At 61.0% G+C, this 22,047-nt stretch carries 24 protein-coding genes; 6 read left to right on the forward strand and 18 right to left on the reverse strand.

Features of this window, described 5'->3' with window-relative positions; all coding sequences use genetic code 11:
- Nucleotides 1-22 precede the first annotated feature (22 nt).
- From ACP151_RS11560 to ACP151_RS11590, 7 genes are all read right to left on the reverse strand, one after another.
- Entirely contained in the window at nt 23-1,384 is a 1,362-nt protein-coding gene (locus ACP151_RS11560; protein ID WP_424979057.1) for a tetratricopeptide repeat protein, read from the reverse strand.
- A 264-nt stretch (nt 1,385-1,648) separates the two neighbouring features.
- Nucleotides 1,649-2,848, reverse strand: coding sequence for a CaiB/BaiF CoA transferase family protein (locus ACP151_RS11565; RefSeq protein ID WP_424979058.1), 1,200 nt, complete (start codon nt 2,846-2,848; stop codon nt 1,649-1,651).
- Complete coding sequence (locus ACP151_RS11570) at nt 2,835-4,448, reverse strand: thiamine pyrophosphate-binding protein (protein WP_424979060.1); 1,614 nt, start codon at nt 4,446-4,448, stop codon at nt 2,835-2,837. The genes ACP151_RS11565 and ACP151_RS11570 overlap by 14 nt, the downstream gene beginning before the upstream one ends.
- 149 nt (nt 4,449-4,597) lie before the next feature.
- Nucleotides 4,598-5,068: a DUF302 domain-containing protein gene (locus ACP151_RS11575; RefSeq protein WP_424979061.1), complete on the reverse strand. Its 471-nt coding sequence runs from the start codon at nt 5,066-5,068 to the stop codon at nt 4,598-4,600.
- 155 nt (nt 5,069-5,223) lie between these two features.
- Nucleotides 5,224-7,257 (reverse strand): PhoX family protein, encoded by a 2,034-nt coding sequence (locus tag ACP151_RS11580; protein WP_424979062.1) that lies wholly within the window; start codon nt 7,255-7,257, stop codon nt 5,224-5,226.
- 220 nt (nt 7,258-7,477) lie between these two features.
- On the reverse strand, nt 7,478-7,816 hold the full coding sequence (locus ACP151_RS11585; protein WP_424979063.1) for an ArsR/SmtB family transcription factor: 339 nt from the start codon (nt 7,814-7,816) through the stop codon (nt 7,478-7,480).
- Nucleotides 7,817-8,071: 255 nt separating this feature from the next.
- On the reverse strand, nt 8,072-9,079 hold the full coding sequence (locus ACP151_RS11590; RefSeq protein WP_424979064.1) for a GlxA family transcriptional regulator: 1,008 nt from the start codon (nt 9,077-9,079) through the stop codon (nt 8,072-8,074).
- 251 nt (nt 9,080-9,330) lie between these two features.
- On the opposite strand from ACP151_RS11590, the gene ACP151_RS11595 reads away from it, so the two are divergent.
- From ACP151_RS11595 to ACP151_RS11620, 6 genes are all read left to right on the forward strand, one after another.
- Nucleotides 9,331-9,963 carry an ATP-dependent Clp protease proteolytic subunit gene (locus tag ACP151_RS11595; protein ID WP_424979065.1) on the forward strand — a complete coding sequence of 211 codons (633 nt, stop codon included), beginning with the start codon at nt 9,331-9,333 and terminating at the stop codon, nt 9,961-9,963.
- A 150-nt stretch (nt 9,964-10,113) separates the two neighbouring features.
- Nucleotides 10,114-11,382: an ATP-dependent Clp protease ATP-binding subunit ClpX gene (clpX, locus tag ACP151_RS11600; RefSeq protein WP_424979066.1), complete on the forward strand. Its 1,269-nt coding sequence runs from the start codon at nt 10,114-10,116 to the stop codon at nt 11,380-11,382.
- A 65-nt stretch (nt 11,383-11,447) separates the two neighbouring features.
- On the forward strand, nt 11,448-11,813 hold the full coding sequence (locus ACP151_RS11605; protein WP_424979067.1) for a RidA family protein: 366 nt from the start codon (nt 11,448-11,450) through the stop codon (nt 11,811-11,813).
- Nucleotides 11,814-11,947: 134 nt separating this feature from the next.
- The gene (locus tag ACP151_RS11610) at nt 11,948-12,334 is read left to right on the forward strand and encodes an NADH:ubiquinone oxidoreductase subunit NDUFA12 (RefSeq protein WP_424979068.1); all 387 of its coding nucleotides are present in this window, start codon (nt 11,948-11,950) and stop codon (nt 12,332-12,334) included.
- A gap of 25 nt (nt 12,335-12,359) precedes the next feature.
- Nucleotides 12,360-12,812 (forward strand): outer membrane lipid asymmetry maintenance protein MlaD, encoded by a 453-nt coding sequence (mlaD, locus tag ACP151_RS11615; RefSeq protein WP_424979069.1) that lies wholly within the window; start codon nt 12,360-12,362, stop codon nt 12,810-12,812.
- Nucleotides 12,809-13,174 carry a DUF2155 domain-containing protein gene (locus ACP151_RS11620; protein WP_424979070.1) on the forward strand — a complete coding sequence of 122 codons (366 nt, stop codon included), beginning with the start codon at nt 12,809-12,811 and terminating at the stop codon, nt 13,172-13,174. Before mlaD ends, ACP151_RS11620 begins: the two co-directional genes overlap by 4 nt.
- Here ACP151_RS11620 and aat read toward each other — a convergent pair.
- The 11 genes from aat to ACP151_RS11675 form a co-directional block, all read right to left on the reverse strand.
- Nucleotides 13,138-13,770, reverse strand: coding sequence for a leucyl/phenylalanyl-tRNA--protein transferase (aat, locus tag ACP151_RS11625; protein WP_424979071.1), 633 nt, complete (start codon nt 13,768-13,770; stop codon nt 13,138-13,140). The genes ACP151_RS11620 and aat overlap by 37 nt on opposite strands.
- 75 nt (nt 13,771-13,845) lie before the next feature.
- Nucleotides 13,846-15,195, reverse strand: a complete 1,350-nt coding sequence (gene accC, locus ACP151_RS11630) for an acetyl-CoA carboxylase biotin carboxylase subunit (protein ID WP_424979072.1) — start codon at nt 15,193-15,195, stop codon at nt 13,846-13,848.
- 9 nt (nt 15,196-15,204) lie between these two features.
- The gene (gene accB / locus ACP151_RS11635) at nt 15,205-15,696 is read right to left on the reverse strand and encodes an acetyl-CoA carboxylase biotin carboxyl carrier protein (protein ID WP_424979073.1); all 492 of its coding nucleotides are present in this window, start codon (nt 15,694-15,696) and stop codon (nt 15,205-15,207) included.
- A 167-nt stretch (nt 15,697-15,863) separates the two neighbouring features.
- Nucleotides 15,864-16,400 carry a LuxR C-terminal-related transcriptional regulator gene (locus ACP151_RS11640; protein WP_424979074.1) on the reverse strand — a complete coding sequence of 179 codons (537 nt, stop codon included), beginning with the start codon at nt 16,398-16,400 and terminating at the stop codon, nt 15,864-15,866.
- 102 nt (nt 16,401-16,502) lie between these two features.
- Nucleotides 16,503-17,048 carry a helix-turn-helix transcriptional regulator gene (locus ACP151_RS11645; RefSeq protein WP_424979075.1) on the reverse strand — a complete coding sequence of 182 codons (546 nt, stop codon included), beginning with the start codon at nt 17,046-17,048 and terminating at the stop codon, nt 16,503-16,505.
- 2 nt (nt 17,049-17,050) lie between these two features.
- A complete protein-coding gene (locus tag ACP151_RS11650; RefSeq protein ID WP_424979076.1) occupies nt 17,051-17,587 on the reverse strand; it encodes a cytochrome b/b6 domain-containing protein in 537 nt (178 codons plus the stop codon).
- Nucleotides 17,588-17,653: 66 nt separating this feature from the next.
- Nucleotides 17,654-17,917 (reverse strand): PepSY domain-containing protein, encoded by a 264-nt coding sequence (locus tag ACP151_RS11655; protein WP_424979077.1) that lies wholly within the window; start codon nt 17,915-17,917, stop codon nt 17,654-17,656.
- A 270-nt stretch (nt 17,918-18,187) separates the two neighbouring features.
- Entirely contained in the window at nt 18,188-18,943 is a 756-nt protein-coding gene (locus ACP151_RS11660; RefSeq protein ID WP_424979078.1) for an ABC transporter ATP-binding protein, read from the reverse strand.
- A 70-nt stretch (nt 18,944-19,013) separates the two neighbouring features.
- Nucleotides 19,014-19,769: an ABC transporter ATP-binding protein gene (locus ACP151_RS11665; RefSeq protein WP_424979079.1), complete on the reverse strand. Its 756-nt coding sequence runs from the start codon at nt 19,767-19,769 to the stop codon at nt 19,014-19,016.
- Between the two features lie 12 nt (nt 19,770-19,781).
- Nucleotides 19,782-20,987, reverse strand: coding sequence for a branched-chain amino acid ABC transporter permease (locus ACP151_RS11670; RefSeq protein WP_424979080.1), 1,206 nt, complete (start codon nt 20,985-20,987; stop codon nt 19,782-19,784).
- Between the two features lie 4 nt (nt 20,988-20,991).
- Complete coding sequence (locus ACP151_RS11675) at nt 20,992-22,023, reverse strand: branched-chain amino acid ABC transporter permease (protein WP_424979081.1); 1,032 nt, start codon at nt 22,021-22,023, stop codon at nt 20,992-20,994.
- Nucleotides 22,024-22,047: the final 24 nt, after the last annotated feature.

Genomic DNA, 22,047 nt, shown 5'->3' on the forward strand with positions numbered 1-22,047 from the left:
TTGGTCTCTGGTCCTTGAAGTCTTATTCGGCAGGCACGCTGGCAGCGCCGGGAGAATTCCGGCCTTCGGCGATCAGGGTGCGCCGGGCGAGGGCATAGTTGTCCTCGGCGCCGCCGCGCTTTGCACGGCGGTCATCCAGGATTGCTTCGGCTTCGTCAAGCCGTCCTGCGCGCAGACCGGCGTCGATCGTTATGCGTTCGAAAACATCGCGTTGTGCGTGGCTGCCGCCAGCCAGCTGCAATGTGCTGCGGGCAGCGGACAAATGTGCGAATGCAGCCTTGTAATTCCCGTCCCCGAAGGCCTCCAGCCCGTCAGCTGCGGCGCAGCCGGGGGCCGCCATCCGCTCTTTTGCTTCATTTCCGCCATCGCGGGCATCGGTGTGAATGCGCTGCACCAGCTTGTGGGCGTCTTCCTTGCGGTGGCCGGTCAGCGCCAGCAGGTAATGAAGGTCGGCAAAGATCAGGCTGCCATCTTCGGTTCTGTTGGCGCAAAGCTCTGACAGTTCCTGCCAGCGGGCGCCGACATCGACGCCTTCCAGTTCCAGCCGTGACAGCAGCGAAGTGGCGTTGGAGATGTCGCGGTAGTCGTCGGTCTTGTCCTTGCGCACTTGGGTATCATAAAGCGCGATGGCTTCGTCCATCTGGCCCAGGTCCAGATGCATCAGCGCCTTGTGCCACCAGACGTGGTAGCGGAAATTGTTGCAATGGGCCCAGGCCTGCTCGCGGCCGTGCAGCCACTCCAGCCCGGACCGCGCGTTGCCGGTCATGTCATGCACATGCGCCACCGCGTGCAGCCCCCAGGCATCGTCCGGCGCCATCCACAGCGCCTGACGGCCGGCATTGGCCGCGCGTTCATAGTCGCCGGTTTCTTCCAGCGCAAAGGCGTGGCAGCCCAGAAGATAACCGCGGCCGGCGTGGTCCGGGGCATAGGCAGGCAGAACCCGCTCAACCGAGGCGCGCATGCCGTCCGGGTCGCCCAGAATGAAGCGGATACCGTGGCTGAGTTTCATGGCCAGGGTATCCTGCGGGAAAACATCCAGCACTTCCTCCATCCGGCGGATGGCCTGGCTGGGGCGGCCGGCCAGCCAGTTTTCCAGCGCATCGACATATTTCCGCTCGCGCGGCAGGGCGCCTTCGTAAAATGCCTTGGCATCGCGCAGAGCTTCGTGGGCCGTGGGCAGCAGCTCGCTGCGGCCCAGCATAATCAGCGACAGACCTTTGATCGCATGCGCCAGCGCAAACTCCGGTGCGGCCTTCAGCACCGCGCCCAGATGCTGTGCAGTGACGGCAGAATGGGCCAGAACTCCGATCTGCACGGCGTTCCAATCCTGCAGCGCCGCTGCGTCCGTGAGGCTGCTGTCCTGGCCGAAAATGTCATGCGTCATGGGATTCCAATCTCTTTCGTAAACTGAGCGGGTATGCCGACTTCCAGTAATGGAGACTAGTTCATCGGATACACCCGGGCGAACCCTGCTCGCGGTTTGGTGATAGGCTGTGTGCCTGTGGATGCGAAATTCGTCGGATGTGTAGGATTTTTCGGGAAAAATCCGCAAGAGGTCATGGCGTTTAATTACAACAACACCGCCGGTTTGGCGGTGTTTTGCCGGAAATTGTAACACTTGGCGGAATGCTGCCGCGGGTTTTGGCGGTCAGGGTTTTGCAAAAGGGGACGGGGAACTCAGAATCTCTTGGGTTCCTTCGCCGCAGGCGGGGGGCGGATGCCGGTATGTTACAGGTGTGCGCGAGAAATTCAGCGGATTGCCCAGGAGCTTGACCGGTCCTGCCGCCGTTTCCATCGGGATCGACATCTCGCGGGCGGCAACCTGATCAGTGGCAAAGAGGGTTTCCAGATTCTGCACCGGCCCGGCAGGCACTTTGCGGATCTCCATCGCCTGCAGCACATCCTCTGTTGTGTAGCGCTGAACGGAGGGGATCAGAATGGCATTCAGCGCATCCCGGTTTTGCAGCCGCGCGGGGTTGGTGGCAAAACGTGCGTCCTCTGCCAGGCCTTCCAGCTTCAGGAATTCCATGAAGCGGCGGAACTGGCTGTCGTTGCCCACTGCCAGGATTATGTGGCTGTCGGCAGTTTCATAAACGCCGTAAGGCATGATGCTGGGATGTTCATTGCCGCGGCGCCTGGGGATCTGGCCGGTGTTCAGATAGGCCACGCCTTCGTTGATCAGCCAGGCGATTTGCGCATCCACCAGGGCAAGGTCGATCTGCTGGCCTTCGCCGGTTTTGTCGCGGTGGTGCAGGGCAGACAGGATGCCGATACAGGCATACATGCCGCACATCACATCGGCGATGCCGACTCCGGCCTTCATCGGCTGGCCCTCAGGCTCGCCGGTCAGGGACATGATACCGCCAAACCCCTGGGCCATGATGTCATAGCCGGGCTTGTGGCTGTTGGGGCCAGTCTGGCCGTAGCCGGAGATCGAGCAGTAGATCAGGCCGGGCAGAGCGGGTTTGAGGCTGGCGTAGTCCAGCCCGTATTTGGCCAGTCCGCCGGGTTTGAAGTTTTCGATCAGGATATCGGCCTCTGCGGCCAGATGGCGGATAGCCTGCTGGCCTTCTTCTGTTGCGATATCGATGGCCACCGAACGTTTGTTGCGGTTGGCGGACATGAAATAGGCCGAAAGGTCGGATGGCTGCCCGTCTGCATCCATGACATAGGGCGGCCCCCATTGCCTTGTGTCATCGCCGCCGGTCTTGGGGTTTTCCACCTTGATCACGGTGGCACCGAGATCGCCCAGAAGCTGGGTGCAGGTGGGGCCGGCCAGAATACGTGAGAGGTCCAGCACTTTGACGCCATCAAGGGCGCCATGCGGCAGAAGATCAGATGCGGCCATCATAGCCTCCGCGGTCTATCACAGCTGAGATGACGGTGAATTTGTCTGCGTTCATGGCATCCTGCAGGGCGGCGCGCAGTTCTGTGCGGCTGGTGACAGTGACCCCGTTGCCGCCGAAGGCCCGGCCCATGGCGGCAAAGTCATGTGCGGCAAAATCCACACCGCCATTGGTGAGCTGGCGCTGGCGCTGTTTCAGCTCGATCAGGGCCAGGCTGGCGTCGGCAAAAACCACAAAGATCGGCGCCACGCCCAACTCGGCGGCGGTGGACAGCTCACCTGCGACCATCAGGAAACCGGCATCGCCCGAGAAGCTGACAACGGGGCGATCCGGCTGCGCCAGCTTGCGCCCGATCGCCATCGGCACCGCGCAGCCCATGGTGCAGAGCGCCGAAGACTGGACCAGCCCGCGCGGCTCATGGCAGTCCCACATCTGGCTGAGCAGGATTCGGTGGGCACCGCTGTCGGCGGTGGCGAGGGTTTCGGGCGGCAGGGTGGCGCGGCATTCGGCGATGACGCCTGCCGGGCCCCAATCGTCATCCTGGGGGAAGGCCTCTGCCAGAGCTGATTTTACCTGAGCGGGGCGGTTGTTGCGCCAAGTGTTGTGGGGCGTGGTGCCATCTGACAGGGCGTCGAGCGTGGGCGCAATGGCAGTGAGAAAGTTCAAGCCTGCCTGATGCATGTAATGCGTGTTGGCCTCGGGTGCGATGTCGATGACGTGCTGGGATTTCACGTCCCAGACATTGCGCCAGCCGGGGCGCATTTCGATCGGGTCATAACCGATGCAGAGCACCAGATCGGCCTCCTGCAGCAGGGGCAGAAGATGTGTGTCCGCCAGCGGCGACAGGCCGGCACCGCCGAGGCACAGTGGGTGGTCCTCGGCAATGATCCCCTTGGCCTTGTAGCTGGTGACAAAGGGGATCTGGTGTTTCTCAACAAAGGAGCGGATTGCCGGGCCTGCGTTTTCCTGCAGTGCGTCCAGCCCGATCACCGCCACAGGGCGCGCCGAGGCCGCCAGCCAGGACCGCGCCTGCGCCAATGCTTCGCCGCTTGGTGCGGTAGGACTTGCAGGCGCGCGGCGGATGCCGCGGTCCCTGGCTGGCGTATCTGCCACCGATATCGGCACATCGATATGCACCGGCCCGTTGCGGGGCTCTGTCGCGATGGCGACGGCCTTGTCTGCGATCAGGTCCGCGGCGTCTGCATCAAGCCGGAAGGTGGCTTTGGTGATCGGCGTGAACACGGCGCGATGGTCAAGCACCTGATGGGTGTAGCTCTGCTCTTCCGCCGCGTCGACACAGCCCGTGAGCACCAGCATCGGCACCCGGTCCTGATGGGCGTTGGCCACCACATTGATGCCATTGAGAGCGCCGGGGCCGAGGGTTGCCACCAGGATGACCGGGGCATCGTCGGCATGATGCACGCCTTCACCGATGAAGCCTGCGCAGTTTTCGTGTTTGGCCAGATGGAAGGTGATGCCTGCGCGCATCAGCGCATCCACCAGGGTCAGCACTTCACCGCCGGGCATGCCAAAGGCATGGCGGCAGCCCGCCTCATAAAGCCGCCGGGCCAGCACATCGGCTGCGCGCAGGGTTTCTGTCATCTTGTCCGTCCAATCGGTTGATTTGGCGTCAGATTGCCCAGGCTGAGCGCAGGCGCAAGCCCTCTCACGCCAGTGTGAGAAATGCTGCGGCGGAATTTGGCGCAAATCGGTGTGTTTGGGTATTTTTGACCAGAAAGAAGCCGATAGGGCTAGTTTATTGCCCGTTCTGCGATATGCGCAAAGTGGCGGTCCAGCTGGATTGCCAGGGTTTCCAGCGCGTCGCCGCCTTCGTCTGTGTAGGGGGCAAAGACATGGGATGGCAGCTTGTAAGCCAGGGTGGCGCTGCCGTCGGCTTCCTCGGTCACATAGATGCGCACCGGAGCTTCGATCATTGCTGCAGTGGAAAGAGCGAGAATTTTCACTGCAAAATCATTGTTGAACAGGCCGATCACCCGGTTTCCGGGGATGTGGATGCCGCGGGCGGCGGCGGCTTTGGTGGGGCCGGCCTGGGTGACCACACCCAGGCCTTCGGCCTTGGCGGCGGCTTTGACGTCCTTGATCAACTGTGCGTATGGTTTGGCGGTTTCATGCACGGCCCAGCCGTCCCGCGGCAAGAGGTTGCCAGCATCAGCGGCGGAACCAGCCAGCAGCAGAGCGGCAATGAGATGTTTGAAAGACACAGGAAACCTCCGAAGGATTTTGATCCGTTGTAAGCCAGAGAGTCAGGTGAGGTTTTCACAATCGCGTGCGGCAGGCGGCAAACGGCCCGCAAGGGCTGACACCTGTGCGCGCCCCAATAGGGGCGCGCTCCGCTTGGTACCTGCGGATTTCGGGGTCAGACTGCGATCTTGCCGCCGCCCTTGCGGGTCACGACCACCACTGAGGGGCGCGGTGGCATCTGCGGGTCGAAATCCGGCCAGCGGGTGGCGGGGTCTTCAAAGGTTGAGGCGCGCTCAAACCCTTTCAGATCCTTGGTGCCGTCTGTGCCCGGGTGCTGCACTGCCAGAAACAGGGTTTCGCCGTCCGGTGCAAAATACGGCCCGCACAGCTCGCCGCCCACCGGGCAGCGGAAGAACAGTTTGGAATGACCGCGCAAGCTGCCTTCGGTTTCCATCCCGTACAGACCATCGGATTTTCCGGTCTTACCCCATTTGCTGCCCTGGTCGGTTGAGACCCAGAGGCGGCCATCGGCGTCAAATGCGCAGTTGTCGGGGGAGCCGAACCAGCCGTTTTCAGAGGTTTCAGGGTTCCACTGCGCGCCCACTTCGGTCAGCTGCGGATCGCCGCATTTCACCAGGATCGACCAGGTGCCGCGGGTGGCCGCGTGGTCGCCGCTGTCTTCCTTGATCTCGATGATATGGCCAAAGCTGGATTGGGCCCGCGGGTTGGCGGCATCCAGCTGGTCCTCGCCGCGTCGGGAGTTGTTGGTCAGCATGATATAGGCGGTGCCGTCGCCGCGCGGCTGGGCGTCCTCGGGGCGGTCCATCGGGGTGGCGCCCAGGGCGTCGGCAGCCAGGCGCGCGTCGATCAGCACATCCGCCTGGCTGGCAAAGCCGTTCTCGGCCGTGAGCGGTCCCTGGCCATGAACCAGCGGCAGCCAGTGGACAGAGCCGTCCTGGTCAAATCGGGCCACGTAAAGCGTGCCTTCGCTCAGCAGTTTCGCATTTGCGGCCGAATCCTGTGAAACGGTGCCGGCAGAGACATATTTGTACTGGTAGTCAAACCGCGCATCATCGCCCATGTAGACCACCAGATGCCCGTCCCTGGAGGTGGTGGTTTCTGCGCCTTCGTGGCGGAAACGGCCCAGAGCGGTGTGTTTCACCGGCTTGGCCTGCGGGTTGCGCGGATCGACTTCGACCACCCAGCCAAAGCGGTTCAGCTCGTTTGGTTCCTTGTCGATGTTGAAGCGGTCATAGTATTTGCCCCAGGCATACCAGCGGCCCGGCGCGCCGTAGCGTTGCATCTGCGCGGCTTCAGGCTGCGCCGAGAGGTCCGGCTTGCCATTTGCATCCAGCTTGTCGGTCCAGAAGTAGCCGTGGAAGTTCTCCTCGGCCATCAGCCAGGTGCCCCAGGGGGTCATACCGCCGGCGCAATTGTTGAGGGTGCCGATGACCTTGGTACCGGAGGGGTCTTCGCTGGTCTGCAGGCGGGGGTGGCCTGCGGCGGGGCCGTCCAGGGACATGGCTGTGTTCAGCGGTGTGATTCGGCGGTTCATCCCGCCGTCGCGCACCACTGACCATTTGCCGTGCGCGTTGCGGGCAATTTCCACAACTGAGCCGCCATGCGCAGCCATTTCAATGTCCACCAGCGCCTTGGTCATGCCGGCGAAATCGGCCTTGTCCTGGCGGCCGAGGCCGGGAAACATGACCTCTTCGTTGGTGTATTCATGGTTCACGCACAGCAGGCCGCGGCTGCCATCGGCGTTCAGCGGGGTGAAACCGACGTAGTCATTATTGTAGCCGAATTGCTGCAGCTGTGCTTCGGCGCTTTGGTTCATGACATCGAATTCGGGCGCGTCAGCGGTCACCGGGTCGCCCCAGCGCAGCAGAATATCTGCCTCATACCCGTCGGCGACATGATGGGTTTCATCGTTGCCCCAGGTGAGTTCGTCAAAGGCGTAGCGGCTGCTGGACTGCGCGCCAACGGCGGCGGCCTGGCGTGGGGCTGTCAGGGCAGAGGCGCCGAACAGCGCGGCTGAGGCGGAAACACCCAGCAGGCCCTTGAGCATATCCCGGCGGCCGTAGCGGGCGGCGATTACATCGCCAATGGTGCGGGAAAGGCTGGGATTGGCGGGAATATCGTCAAATGCTTCAAAGGCTTCTGCCTTGTTGCAGGTTTGCGGGTCGTCAATGATGTGCTTGCGGTCCATGGCGGGCTCCAGTGGTCTCGTCGATTGGTTCCGGCCGGCTAAGATGCCTGACCCGGACCGGTGCCTTTTTGCGCTGGCATGTAACAGTGGTTTGAAGGCTGGAACATGTTACCAAACTTTCGCAACATAAAACTGTCGCATCACACGGGGTATCTGCCGTCTGGTTCACGGCACTGGCGGTTCCCGGTTGTGTGCCTGTCTGGCCCGTGGGCGAAGCGTGTCAGCTGTCGTCGTCGCAGAACAACTGATAGACTAGCTCCATCACGAGGCGCGGCTTGTCATCTGCCAAACTGTAGTAGATTGCCTTGCCGTCCCGGCGCGGAACAACCAGCCCTTCCAGACGCAGACGGGACAGCTGCTGGGAAACCGCCGCCTGCCGGGCTGACAGCAGGTGTTCCAGCTCCGTCACTGATTTCTCGCCAGAGACCAGGTGGCATAGGATCATGAGGCGGCCCTGATGGCTGATGGCCTTGAGAAAGCTGGACGCCTTGGTTGCGTTTGCGGCCATTTTTTCCTTTTGTTCAGGATCCATGTCGGCTGAAAACTCGGGCAATGGCATCTTGGGTCTCCTGACAGCACCGGTGTGCCATCTTCCTTTATTGAATTCCGCACTGGCTGCGGCGCAGCGGGCTGTGTGCGTATTATCAATATAATGTGGAGGACCGATTAGCAGAAGTTCCGGGAATGGCCAAAAGAAAAATTACCAATTTGGTATTTATGAATGTAGCGAAGGCTGTTCAGGCAGCCGGCCTGCTGCGGCTAAAGGCGTCAGACGCGCGCCCTTTTGGGGCCCCTTATGGAGCCGCGGCGGGTATCAGCTCCAGCCCTTGCGGAAGAAATGCGGGCTTGCGCCGAATTTGCGTTTGAACTGGCGGGAGAAATGCGTGGCTGAGTTGAAACCGGAGGCAAGCGCGATTTCGGTAACGCTCATCGAGGTTTCATTCATCAAGGCAAACGCATGGCTGAGCCGCATGTCGAAGTAGACATGCATCGGGCTTTGGCTCAGGTAGCGCGAGAACAGCCGTTCAAGTTGCCTGCGCGAGATGTCGAGCCGGTCGCACAGCTCGCCGATGGACAGCGGTTCCTCGATGGATTCCTGCATCAGCTGCAACGCGTTCAGCAGGCGCTGGTTGCGGCTGCCGATGGCCACGGCATAGTTCGATTTCTGCGGCGCCGCCTGACCGCCGGAGCGCACGTGCAGGCACATGTCCGCAACAATGATCGCCAGCTGCTTGCCGTGGCGCTCTTCGATCAGATGCAGCATCATGTCGGTTGCCGCATTGCCGCCGCCGCAGGTCATCAGCGGGCCGGAAATCTCAAAAATATTGGGCGAGGGCTCCAGATTCGGATAGCTCTCCAGAAAGCCCGGCTGGTTTTCCCAGTGCAGGGTGAATTTGTGGTTTTTAATCAGGCCGGCCTGCGCCAGCGCAAAGGCACCGGTGCAGATGCCGCCGATGGAGCGGCCAAAGCGGCTTTCGCGGCGCAGCCAGTTCAAGGTGGTCTCGCTGGCTGCGGTATTGGGCTCCACACCGGCGCAGACAAAGCCAAGCGAGTCCGAGGGCAGGGGCTGCAGCTGGGTGTCGGGTGTCACCACCATGCCGTTGGAGCAGCGCAGCGGCTGGCCGTCCTCTGTCATGATGTACCAGCGGTAAAGCCGGGTGCCGGTCACCTGATTGGCAATGCGTAGAGGTTCGATGGCGGCAGCTATCGGCAGCATCGTGGCTTTGGGCAGCAGCAGAAAATAGAAATCCTGCGGCGCGCCCTCGAACGGGACGGCAAGATTGGCGGCGGCGCCTTTCTGAACGAAGCTGTCATCGGACATGGCGGGACCCCAGCGCAGCACCCGGAAAAAACGCCGGGCGGAATTTGGACTTGATTTTGGTTCCTAAGGCGCCGGTGCTGTCCGCAGCCCAAGAATAGCGACAGCGCTCCAGCAGATTGCGACACCGGAGGCAGGTTTGCGTCAGCGGGAAAATGCCCGCCACCTCTTGCAGGTCAAAAGGGGCGATACTAAGACTCGGGTAACACACTGTCGGGTATGGTGCCGGACATAAACAACGCAGGCAGGTTGCAATGATTGATCCCAGAGAAACATACATGAACACCCTGGTCCCGATGGTGGTTGAACAAACCAGCCGGGGAGAGCGGGCCTATGACATCTTTTCCCGCCTGCTGAAGGAGCGGATCATTTTCCTGAATGGACCGGTACATGACGGGATGAGCTCGCTGATCGTGGCGCAGCTTTTGCATCTTGAGGCGGAAAACCCGTCCAAGGAAATTTCGATGTACATCAACAGCCCCGGCGGCGTTGTGACCTCTGGCCTGTCGATCTATGACACCATGCAGTACATCAAGCCGAAGGTCTCGACCCTGGTGATCGGCCAGGCGGCCTCGATGGGGTCCCTGCTGCTGACGGCTGGCGAAAAAGGCATGCGGTTCAGCCTGCCCAATTCCCGCGTGATGGTGCACCAGCCCTCCGGCGGCTTCCAGGGTCAGGCGACCGACATTATGATTCATGCTGAAGAGACCCTGAAGCTGAAGAAGCGCCTGAACGAGATTTACGTCAAGCACACCGGTCAGGAATACGAAAAAATCGTCGATGCGCTGGAGCGCGACAACTTCATGTCTCCGGAAGAGGCCAAGGAATTTGGCCTGATCGACGAAATCGTCGAAAACCGTGCCAAGGGCGACGACGAGCAGGCCTGACGCCTGCGCTTGTGAACAGCCGTGTGCCCTGGCGCGTAAGATAGGGCACACTTTCACATTGTGGCGGCCTAAGCACTGGCTTAAGCTGGCCAAAAGTTGAGTAGCCCCGCAGCGCGGGAGCAGCGGACCGGGCGGACTGAAAGGTAGACCATGGCGACGAATTCAGGCGGCGACAGCAAAAACACCCTCTATTGCAGCTTCTGCGGCAAGAGCCAGCATGAAGTGCGCAAGCTGATCGCTGGCCCCACTGTATTCATCTGTGATGAATGCGTTGAACTGTGCATGGATATCATCCGTGAAGAGACCAAGGCTTCGGGCCTCAAGGCCACAGACGGCGTGCCGACACCCAAGGACATCTGCCAGGTGCTGGATGACTATGTGATCGGACAGGCAACTGCCAAGCGGGTGCTGTCGGTTGCGGTGCACAATCACTACAAGCGTCTGAACCATGCCCAGAAGGCGGGATCGGACATTGAACTGGCGAAATCCAACATCCTGCTGATCGGCCCCACCGGCTGCGGCAAGACTTTGCTGGCGCAGACGCTGGCGCGTATTCTGGATGTGCCCTTTACCATGGCGGATGCGACCACGCTGACCGAGGCCGGTTACGTGGGCGAGGATGTTGAAAACATCATCCTGAAACTGCTGCAGGCGTCGGAGTACAACGTTGAACGCGCACAGCGCGGCATCGTTTATATCGATGAGGTCGATAAGATCACCCGCAAGTCTGAAAACCCCTCGATCACCCGCGACGTGTCGGGCGAGGGTGTGCAGCAGGCGCTGTTGAAGCTGATGGAAGGCACCGTGGCCTCTGTGCCGCCGCAGGGCGGGCGCAAGCATCCGCAGCAGGAATTCCTGCAGGTGGATACCACAAATATCCTGTTCATCTGCGGTGGTGCCTTTGCGGGGCTTGACCGGATTATCGCGCAGCGTGGCAAAGGCTCTGCGATGGGCTTTGGCGCTGACGTGCGCGACAATGACGAACGCGGCGTCGGCGAGATCTTCAAGGAACTGGAGCCGGAGGACCTGCTGAAATTCGGTCTGATCCCGGAATTCGTCGGCCGCCTGCCGGTTCTGGCAACGCTGGAAGATCTGGACGAAGACGCACTTGTCACCATCCTGACCTTGCCGAAGAACGCCCTGGTCAAGCAGTATCAGCGCCTGTTCGAGCTGGAAGACACAGAGCTGGACTTCACCGACGAGGCGCTGAGCGCGATTGCCAAGAAGGCCATCGAACGCAAAACCGGTGCGCGTGGCCTGCGCTCGATCATGGAAGACATCCTGCTGGATACCATGTTCGATCTGCCCGGCATGGAGAGCGTCACCAAAGTGGTAGTGAACGAGGAGGCCGTGACCTCTGACGCACAGCCGCTGATGATCCACGCGGATGCCGAGAAAGAGCCGGCGTCAGCGGGCTGACAGGCCAAAGTTTTGATAAAGCGGCGCGGTCAATTCCGCGCCGTTTTCATGTTGAGGAGAGAGACATGATCAAGCGGATTTCTTCGGGCGGCGAGTTCGAAGCCAAGATCGGCTATTGCCGGGCGGTGGTTGCGGGCGGTTTCGTGCATGTGGCCGGAACGGTCGGACAGGGCGACGACGTTGTGGCACAGTGCCGGTCGGCGCTGGACACCATCGGGGCGGCGCTGGAGAAGGCAGGCGCCAGCTTTGCCGATGTGGTGCGGGTGAACTACTACCTGCCGGATGCAGCCGAGTTTGCGCCCTGCTGGCCGGTGCTGGCCGAGGTTTTTGGCGCCAACCCGCCGGTGGCGACCATGGTGGAATGTAACCTTATTGACCCGAAGTTCCGGATCGAGATCGAACTGACGGCGCTGGCTCCGGCTGAAGGCTGATCCTGTTAACAGCCTGTAAACCGGGCTGAGGCAAAACTGCCATTTCCCGCCGGGGATTGCCGGGCGCGGCGCAAGCCACTGGACCCCGGCGGGAATTTGGGCCATATCAGAGCTTGAAAAATCCGGAGGTACCCATGGGAATCCTGAACACTCTTCTGCGCGCTGTGACCTGGTGGAACGGTTCCACCCTGAACACTGCGATTTTCACCGCCCGCAAAGGGATCAAGGTGGGCGAGGATGATCAGGGCAACGTGTTTTACCGCAACGTGGACGACAGCAAGCGCTGGGTGATGTTCAGCGGTGAGGTGGAAGCGTCCCGTGTCAGCCCTGATTGGCATGGCTGGCTGCATCGCACCTTCAATGAGGTGCCGAGCGAAAAACCGCTGAAGCACAAGGCCTGGGAAAAACCGCATCAGGAAAACCTGACCGGAACCATGATGGCCTATGCGCCGGCCGGGTCGATCCGCGTGGGCGGCGAACCGAAGGAACGCCGCGATTACGAGGCCTGGGTGCCCGAGTAAACACATCTGCCAGAAGGCTGATTTCATGTCCCATAATCCTACCGAAGTTTTTGCCGGCGGCATTGTGCTGGCCGCAGCCATCGGCTTTGCCGTTTATGCCGGGCAGGCGGCAGGCCTGTCACGCGGCGGCTCTACCTATGATCTGACCGCGTCGTTCCGGTCGCTGGAGGGCGTCAGCGTCGGCACCGATGTGCGGCTGGCAGGTGTCAAGATCGGCACTGTGACCGGCGTTGGACTGAACGCCGAAACTTTCCGCGCCGATACCGTGTTTTCCGTACAGGACGGCGTCGAGATTCCCGATGACAGCGCAGTCATAATCTCCTCCGAAGGGCTGCTGGGCGGCAATTTTGTGGAAATCATGCCGGGCGGTTCACCTTTTGCCTTTGAGGCTGGCGAGGAGATCGAGGACACCCAGGGCGCCGTCAGCCTGATTTCGCTGCTGGTGAAGTTTGTGGCCGGCGGCGGGGAAGAGTCTTGAGGCGCTTTGCGGCAGTTTTGACGACGGCCGCCCTGCTGGCGGTTCCTGCCGTGGGGCAGGAGCAGGCTGAACAGGGCACTGCAGCGGTGCTGCGGGCGCTGGACAAGGTCAACGGGCATTCTCTGGATGCTGAGGTGGCCATTGGTGCCAGCGCGGAGATGTTCGGGTTGCTGGTGACGGTGTCAGACTGCCGCTTTCCGGCGGAGAACCCGACGGGTGATGCTTATGCCTATTTGTCGGTCCGTGATCCGAAAAACGGCGCAGAGCATTTTCAGGGCTGGATGATTGCCTCCAGCCCGGCGCTGAATGCGCTGGATCACAGCCGCTATGATGTCTGGGTCATCCGCTGCAGCAGCAACTGAGGTGCGGGTACAGACGGCTGCCTGAAGTCCGCATCCTTGTCCAGAGCCTCACGCAGCAGGCTGTGGTAGCGGGCGCGTGTGACTTCTATTCCCCCCAGAGAGGCCAGATGCGGGGTCAGAAACTGCGTGTCGCACAGGGTGAATCCTGCTTGCACCAGCCGGTCTGTCAGATAGGCCAGCGCAACTTTTGAGGCGTCGCGGTGGCGGGAGAACATGCTTTCACCAAAAAATGCGCCGCCCAGCGAGACGCCATAGGTTCCTCCGGCCAGGGTACCCTGCTGCCAAACCTCCAGCGAATGGGCATTGCCCATAGCATGAAGCTCCAGATAGTGGCTGCGGATTTCGGCGCTGATCCAAGTCTCAGCCCTGTCGGCGCAACCATCCACCACTCCGGCGAAATCCCGGTTTACAGTGATTTCAAATCCGCCGTTGCGGATGCGCTTGGCCAGAGAGCGGGAGATGCGGAAGCCATCGAGCGGCAGGATGCCGCGCCGTTTAGGGTCGACCCAGAACACTTCGGGGTCGTCGCGGTGTTCGGCCATTGGGAAAACACCGGCGGAATAGGCGTGCAGCAGGAGATCGGCAGTCAGGCTCATGGTGACGCCAGTATTAAGGGTAAAGGCAGGTAAAAGTAAAACGGGGCGCAACCAGATGGTGCGCCCCGCGGGATTTTAGCCCGGTGCGTTTTCTTCCAGCCAGCGTTCCAGCCAGTGGATGCCGTAGTCGCCGGTATGGATGTCCTGCTCCTGCAGCAGAGCATGAAACAGCGGCACGGTGGTGTCGATACCGTCGATGATCAGCTCACCCAAGGCCCGGTTCAGGCGTGCCAGCGCTTCGGTCCGGTCGCGGCCGTGCACGATCAGCTTGCCGATCAGAGAGTCATAATAAGGCGGGATCGAGTAGCCGTCATAAAGCGCCGAATCCATCCGCACACCCAGTCCACCGGGCGCGTGGAACGCGGTGATCTTGCCCGGGCAGGGGGCGAAATTCGGCAGTTTTTCGGCGTTGATCCGGACCTCGATGGCGTGGCCGTTGATCTCTAGATCGTCCTGGCTGAAGGACAGCGGAAGCCCTTCGGCAACCCGGATCTGCTCGCGCACCAGATCGACACCAAAGATCGCCTCGGTCACCGGATGTTCCACCTGCAGGCGGGTGTTCATCTCGATGAAGTAGAACTCGCCGTCTTCATAAAGGAACTCGACGGTGCCGGCACCGGAATAGCCCATCTTGCCAATGGCGTCGGCGCAGATATTGCCGATCCTGGCGCGTTCTTCCGGGGTGATGCAGGGGCCGGGGGCCTCCTCGAACACTTTCTGGTGGCGGCGCTGCAGCGAGCAGTCGCGTTCCGCCAGATGAATGCCGGTCCCCTTGCCGTCGCCAAAGACCTGAATTTCGATGTGACGCGGTTTCTGGAGGTATTTCTCCATGTAAACTTCGTCATTGCCAAAGGCAGCCTTGGCTTCTGAACGGGCGGTGGAGAAGGCGACCTCGAGGTCTTTTTCGTTCACCGCCACTTTCATGCCGCGGCCGCCGCCGCCGGCGGTGGCCTTGATGATCACCGGATAGCCCATGTCGGCTGCGGCTTTTTTGGCCGCCGCCAGATCAGGCACGCCGCCTTCGGAGCCCGGAACAACCGGAATGCCGAGGTTTTTGGCGGTTTCCTTGGCGGTGATCTTGTCACCCATGATGCGGATATGTTCGGCCGAAGGGCCGATGAAGGTCAGCCCGTGGTCTTCGATGATCTGCACGAAGTTGGCGTTTTCCGACAGGAAGCCATAGCCGGGATGGATCGCCTGGGCGCCGGTGATCTCGCAGGCCGAGATGATGGCCGGGATCGACAGGTAGCTCTGGGCGCCGGAGGGCGGGCCGATGCAGACCGATTCATCGGCCATGCGCACATGCATTGCGTCGGCGTCTGCGGTGGAATGAACCGCAACCGATTTGATGCCCATTTCCCGGCAGGCGCGGATCACGCGCAGGGCGATCTCACCCCGGTTGGCAATCAGGATCTTGTCAAACATGGCAGATCCTTACTCGATGATGGCCAGGGGGGTTCCGAACTCCACGGCGGCGCCGTCTTCGACCAGAATACGCTTCACGGTGCCGGATTTCGGCGCCGGGATGTGGTTCATGGTCTTCATGGCTTCGACGATCAGCAGGGTGTCGCCTTCGCTGACCTGCTGGCCGACGGAAATAAATGCAGCTGCGCCGGGTTCCGGTGCCAGGTAGACTGTGCCAACCATCGGCGAGGCGACGGCGCCGGGGTGGCTGGCGGGATCATCATTGGCAGCGGCAGCTGCGGCAGGGGCCGCTGCGGCGGCCACCGGTGCGGGAGCGGCGGCAGGCATCTGTACCTGAACCGGAGCAGCAACGGCTGCAGTCTGACGGGAGACGCAGACATTCAGGCTGTCATCCTCGCCGTATTCCCGTTTGACCTGCAGTTCGGTCAGATCGTTTTCGCGCAGCAGTTCCGCCAGCGCCTTGATGAATGCCACATCCGCTTCGTGAGATTTGTTCGTCATTTTGTCCTCAAGCCGGTTCCGACACGCCTGCAAAGGCCAGGTTGGCTGCGCAGGCAGGAAATTAGCGCGCTTATAGGGTAAGGTTAACCGCAAGGAAAGCGCTGTCGATGCTTGGCGTAACATGGCGGTAGATTGACGGATTTGCAATCGCCCGTCCGAAATTTGCTCTAAAGCGGCATGCCGGTCAGCTTGGCCACCAGCTCTGGCAGTTTGCGGGCCTCGAATTTCTGCAGCAGATGCGCGCGGTGGCTTTCAACCGTTCGGTAGGACAGCTCCAGCTGCTTGCCGATTTCCTTGGCCGACAAGCCCTTGCAGGTGAGAATGGCGACTTCGCGCTCGCGCGGGGTCAGCGAAACCACGGGACGGTCCTCTGAAATATCAGCAAACGACCAGATGCCGACCTGAAAGGGAGCTTGTGGTGTCACAGAACGTCCGCGCACCCGGCACCAGAACAATTCCCCTGACCGGCGGCGCATGATGCGCTCATCATTGTAGCTGCCGCTTTGCGCCTCTGGCTGCTGCAGGACGGCGCCGATGCGATTGTAGTCTTCCTGGCTTGGATATAATTCTGCCACCAGCATGCCGGTATAGTCGCCAGCTGACCCGCCGAAAGTGGCGGCAAACTGGAGGTTGCATCGGGTGATGATGCGGCGGTCCAGCACCGCGAGGCCTACAGGGGCATAGTCAAAGGCAAGATCGCTCATATTGCATTAATACGCAGGTATTTTTGCGGAATTGAAGGGCGTTTCTGCTGCGGGGCGTTCCGCGCGGGCGGTGGGCACGCGCGGCATGCCGTGTCGGCGGGTTCAGCCGAAGCGGGCAGAGGTGTCGTCCGGGGCGGGCTGGCGTTGCCCCATCATGCTGTCGATCAGCAGGCTCATCAGTTCGGCCCGGTTGCTGGCGCCGGATTTGCGGTAGATCGCGTTCAGCTGCGCCTTGACGGTGCCTTCGGCACTGCCGCGCAGGGCGGCGATTTCGGCGGTGGACAGCCCTTTGACCAGAAAGGTGGCCACATCCAGTTCCGCCGGTGTCAGGCTCCAGTTGGCAAATTCCGTGTCGATCACATCCTGCACCGCGGCCTGGGCAGAGCTCAGGCTGGCCTCCAGATGCGCCTTGCGCCGCATCAGCCACATCAGGATGCGCGCTTCGATGAGGATGGCGGCCAGCAGGGCGACAGCCGCGAGCCCCTCGACATAGGCGTGCGGGCCTTCGCCCTGTCCGGGTTCTGCAGCTTCCATGCCGCTGAGATCAGCAAACATGTCGCCCAGGAATACCGCCGCGCAGAGAGCTTGCACGGCGATCACGGCGATCAGTATCCAGGGCTGGGTCGGGTCCTGCCGGTTCTGGCTCATCTTCATGTCTCCGCTGAACGGTCGGGCAGGTTCTTGTAGCCGGTGATCATGGCGCGTGCCAGCCTGACTTTGGTGCGGCGGGTTTCAAAGACCACAGCAGCCACATGCAGCAGAACCGAGGCTTCTGCCCAATAGACAAGACTTTCGTGCAGCTCTTCTGGCCACCCGATGCCGTCAAAGGCAGCGGTGGTCTGCAGCCAGCCTGTCAAGGCGATACCGGCCATCGCAAAGAGCAGGTTGTAGATCATCAGGGCCCCCAGGGGAGAGTGGCCTTTGTGGCTGCCGCTGCGGCGGGCCGCGATGTCCTCCAGCTGCCGCGAAGCGGCCTTTAGGCTGGGCGGAAAGCTGGCAAACCGGGCATGGCGCGTTCCGATCAGCCCCCACAGGATGCGTATGCCGATCAGCGCTGCAATGACGTAGCCGATATCGTGGTGGAGCGAGCCATCGGGGTCTGTAAACAGGGCATTGGCGGTGAAACCCGCCACAAGCGACCAGTGAAACAGCCGGACGACGGGGTCCCAGACATATGAGTTTTGCATATTGTGTCCTTTCGGCCCGGAGCACAAAGGATGTGCGCTCCGCTGCCGTTTTGCGTCAAAGCCGGATCAATCGTCGTCTTCGGTATCTTCGTCGATTTTCACCACTTCGAACTGATCGTTCAGGTGGAATTCATAGTCCTTGCCGTCCTTGGTGGCCTCGGCTTCGAACATGCCGTCTTCGGCTTCGACTTCGGTCACGTCATATCCCTGACCGGTGAGCATGCTGCGGATTTTGGCCTCAGCATCGGGGCTGATCGCGGAGCTGGACGCAACGGCCGCAGCTGCCGGCAGGGTAAGAGCGAGGGCCAGGATTTTGATGGAGTTGCGCATGATGTTTTCCTTTCTGCGTTGTCTGTTCTTCCCGCATCAGTGCGTTGCGGGCCGTGGCATCGACATCGGGAGGAGGAGGCCCAGGCAGAATAGGAGGCAGGTTGGATAGGCGCTGATTTCCGCGTCGTATAACCATGGTTTACGAAAGAAATCAGACGGTTTCCCGGATGCGGGACAGGAAAAGACCGGCTCAAGGGAATGAGCCGGTCTTGGGTGCCGTAACCGGTTTGCAAGGGCCCGGCGCGGCGGATAAAAATGTTCCGAAAGGTTTCAGATCGCCAGATATTCGGCGCGCAGCTCCTCATTTTCCAGAACTTCGGCAGCGGTGCCGTCAAAGACGATGCCGCCGGTATCGAGGATCACCGCCCGGTCCGCCAGTTCCAGGGCGCGGACAGCGTTCTGCTCGACGATGATGGTGGTCATGCCCTGTTCCTTGATATGGATGAGGGTCTTTTCGATCTCATCCACGATCACCGGCGCAAGGCCTTCGTAAGGTTCATCCAGCAGCAGCACCTTGATGTCACGGGCCAGCGCGCGGGCAATTGCCAGCATCTGCTGTTCGCCGCCGGACAGGGTCACGCCCTCTTGTTTGCGCCGTTCGCCAAGGCGCGGAAACAGGTCGTATAGACGTTCCAGCGACCAGCCGATCGGCGGGGCAATTTGCGCCAGCTGCAGGTTTTCCTCGACCGTCAGACCGGGAATGATGCGGCGGTCTTCGGGCACCAGACCCAGGCCAGCGGTGGCCGCTTCATGCGAGGCCATTTTGTGCAGCGGCTGGTGGTCCAGCCAAATTTCGCCACGCGTCACCAAAGGGGAGCCGGTGCGGGCGATTGAGCGCAGGGTGGAAGTCTTGCCTGCGCCGTTGCGGCCCAGAAGCGCGAGGATCTCGCCTTCGTGGACGTTGAAGCTGATGCCCTGCACGATATAGCTCTCGCCGTAGTAGGCATGCATGTCCCAGATCGACAGGAAGGCCGGCGCGGTGGCGGCCGTGTTGGCGCCTTTGGAGAAATCGGGTTTGACGTTCATGATTATATCCTTTCTCACTCATCTTGTCCGAAAACCGGGTCCCATTTTTCGGGATGAGTGACGTTCCTCCCTACGCCGACTCGCCCAGATACGCTTCGCGCACCTTCGGGTTGCCGCGGATGTTTTCTGGGTCGTCCTCTACCAGCGGGGTGCCCTGGGCCAGCACGGTAATCCGGTTGGCGAGGCTGAACACCACATGCATGTCGTGTTCGATGATGGCGATGGTGATGTCGCGCTCATCCGAGATCTGTTTCAACAGGTCGATGGTATTGTTGGTATCGGCCCGCGCCATGCCGGCGGTGGGTTCATCCAGCAGCAACAGGCGCGGTTCCTGGCTCAGGCACATGCCAATCTCCAGCCGCCGCTTGTCGCCGCGGGACATGGCGGCGGCATGCATGTGCCGCTTGTCCGCCATGTTCATCTCTTCCAGCATATGTTCAGCTTTTTCCAGGATGTCCTTCTGGCTTTGCACTGAGGCAAGCGCATTCAGTTCAAACGCGCCGTCGCGTTTGGCAAAACAGGGGATCAACATGTTTTCCAGCACGGTCAGGTCGCCGAAGATTTCCGGCGTCTGGAACACGCGGGAGATGCCCATCTGGTTGATCTCGTAAGGTGCGCGCCCCAGCACCGACTGGCCGTCGAACATCACTGACCCGGTGTCGGGGATCAGCTTGCCCACCAGGCAGTTCAGCAGGGTGGATTTGCCCGCACCATTTGGCCCGATGATCGCGTGGACCGAGTTTTCCTTTACGCTGAGGTTCACCTCGGACAGGGCTTGCAGGCCGCCGAACCGTTTCCCCACGTTTTTGACTTCAAGGATACTCATCAGCCTGTCTCCTTATTCCGCAGGGTTGGTTTCATGAGAGGCTGAGCCGTTGTCTTTGCTCTTGCGGCTCCTGAGCCAGCCTCTGATCCGCTGGCCACCTTCGACCAGGCCGCCGGGCAGGAAGATCACCACCAGCATGAACAGGATGCCCAGGGTCAGGTGCCAGCCCTTGCCGATGAAGGGGTGGATGATGAAGACCACCGCATTCTCCAGCCCGTCCGGCAGAAAGCTGAACCAGCTGTGCAGGACGTTGTCGTTGATCTTGGAGAAGATGTTTTCAAAGTATTTGATGAAGCCTGCGCCCAGCACCGGGCCGATCAATGTGCCGGCACCGCCCAGGATGGTCATCAGCACCACCTCGCCGGAGGCGGTCCACTGCATCCGCTCAGCACCTGCCAGCGGGTCCATCGAGGCCATCAGCCCGCCAGCCAGCCCGGCATACATGCCCGAGATCACAAAGGCTGCGAGCGTGTAGGGGCGGGTATTGAGGCCGGTATAGTTCATCCGCTGCTGGTTTGATTTCACCGCCCGCAGCATCATCCCGAAGGGAGAGCGGAAGATGCGGATCGACAGGTAGAAAGAGGCCAGCAAGACCAGCGCGCAGAAATAGTAGCCGACGTTGAAGGTGAAGACCCAGCTGCCGATGACAAGATCAGCACTGTCGCGCATCTCCAGACCGAACAGGCCGGGAACGGGAATGTTGCCCTCTGGTGTCTGGCTGGCACCGAGGATGCGCGGATCATTCAGGGCCAGCTGCAGGCCGGTCTCGCCGCCGGTCACAGGGGTGAGCACGGAATAGGCCAGCGCAAACATCATCTGGGCAAAGGCCAGCGTCAGGATGGAAAAGTAGATGCCCGAGCGGCGCAGGGAGATAAAGCCGATCAGCAGCGAGAACAGGCCGGAGACGATCACGGCCAGCAGGATTGCCGGGATCACGTTCATGCTCAGCAGCTTGAACATCCAGACCGCCGCATAAGAGCCGACGCCGAGAAAGGCCGCATGGCCAAAGGACAGATAGCCGGTGAGACCGAAGAGGATGTTAAAGCCGATGGCGAAGATCCCGAAGATCACAAACCGCTGCATCAGGTCCGGATAGCCTGCATTGAACTGCGCCATGGCACTGCCAGCCGGGAAGGGGTTCAGGATGAAAGGGGCGAACAGGGTCAGCACCGCGACGAGGATCAGGAGGCTCAGGTCTTTTTTGCTCAGGTTGAACATGGTTTTAGTCCTCCATCACGCCTTTGCGGCCCATCAGGCCTCGCGGGCGGGTCAGCAGAATGATGATGGCGACCAGATAGATGATGATCTGGTTGATGCCTGGAATGATGTCGATGACTTCGCGCATCGAGGCAAAGCTCTCCAGCACGCCCAGCAGGAAGCCTGCCAGCACCGCACCAGGCAAAGACCCCATGCCGCCGACAACCACCACCACAAAGCTGAGGACCAGAAAATCCATGCCCATGTGATAATTGGGGGAGTTGATCGGCGTGTACATGACGCCAGCCAGGCCGGCGACGGCGGCGGCAATGCCGAACATGATGGTGAACCGCTTGTCGATGTTGATGCCCAGAAGGCCGACGGTCTCGCGGTCGGCCATGCCGGCCCGGACCACCATGCCGAAGGTGGTGAACTGCAGGAAGGCAAAGACCCCGCCGATGATCACGGCAGCAAAGCCGAAATAGATGATCCGCCAGTAGGGGTAGATGATCAGGTTCGGATCAAAGCCCAGCATGGCGCCGAAATCCAGCGAGCCCTTGAAGGCCGCGGGGGCCGGAGTCGGGATCGGATTGGCGCCGTAGAAATACTTGATCACCTCCTGCAGCACGATGGCAAGCCCGAAGGTCACCAGGATCTGGTCCGCATGGGGGCGCTTGTAGAAATGCTTGATCAGCCCGCGTTCCATCACCACGCCAACCAGGATCATGACGGGAATGGCAAAGATCAGAGACAGCGGAACCGCCCAGTCGATGATGGCATCGCCCGTGGCCTGGCCGAACAGGCCATGCACATAGGGGACGTCAACTTTTAGCGGATTGCCAAGGAAATCCTTCTGCGTGTCGTCGATGATTGTATAGCTCAGCGTCAGGATGCGGCTCAGGGTGACTGCACAGAAGGCCCCGATCATGAACAATGCGCCATGGGCAAAATTCACGACGCCCAGCGTGCCGAAGATAAGTGTCAGGCCCAGCGCGATCAGCGCGTAGGCTGAGCCCTTGTCGAGCCCGTTCAGGATTTGGAGGATTATGGCGTCCATTGTCCCACCCTTTGAAAGTGTGAG

The sequence above is a fragment of the Leisingera sp. S232 genome (assembly GCF_049800895.1).
In the GTDB taxonomy this organism is placed as follows: domain Bacteria; phylum Pseudomonadota; class Alphaproteobacteria; order Rhodobacterales; family Rhodobacteraceae; genus Leisingera.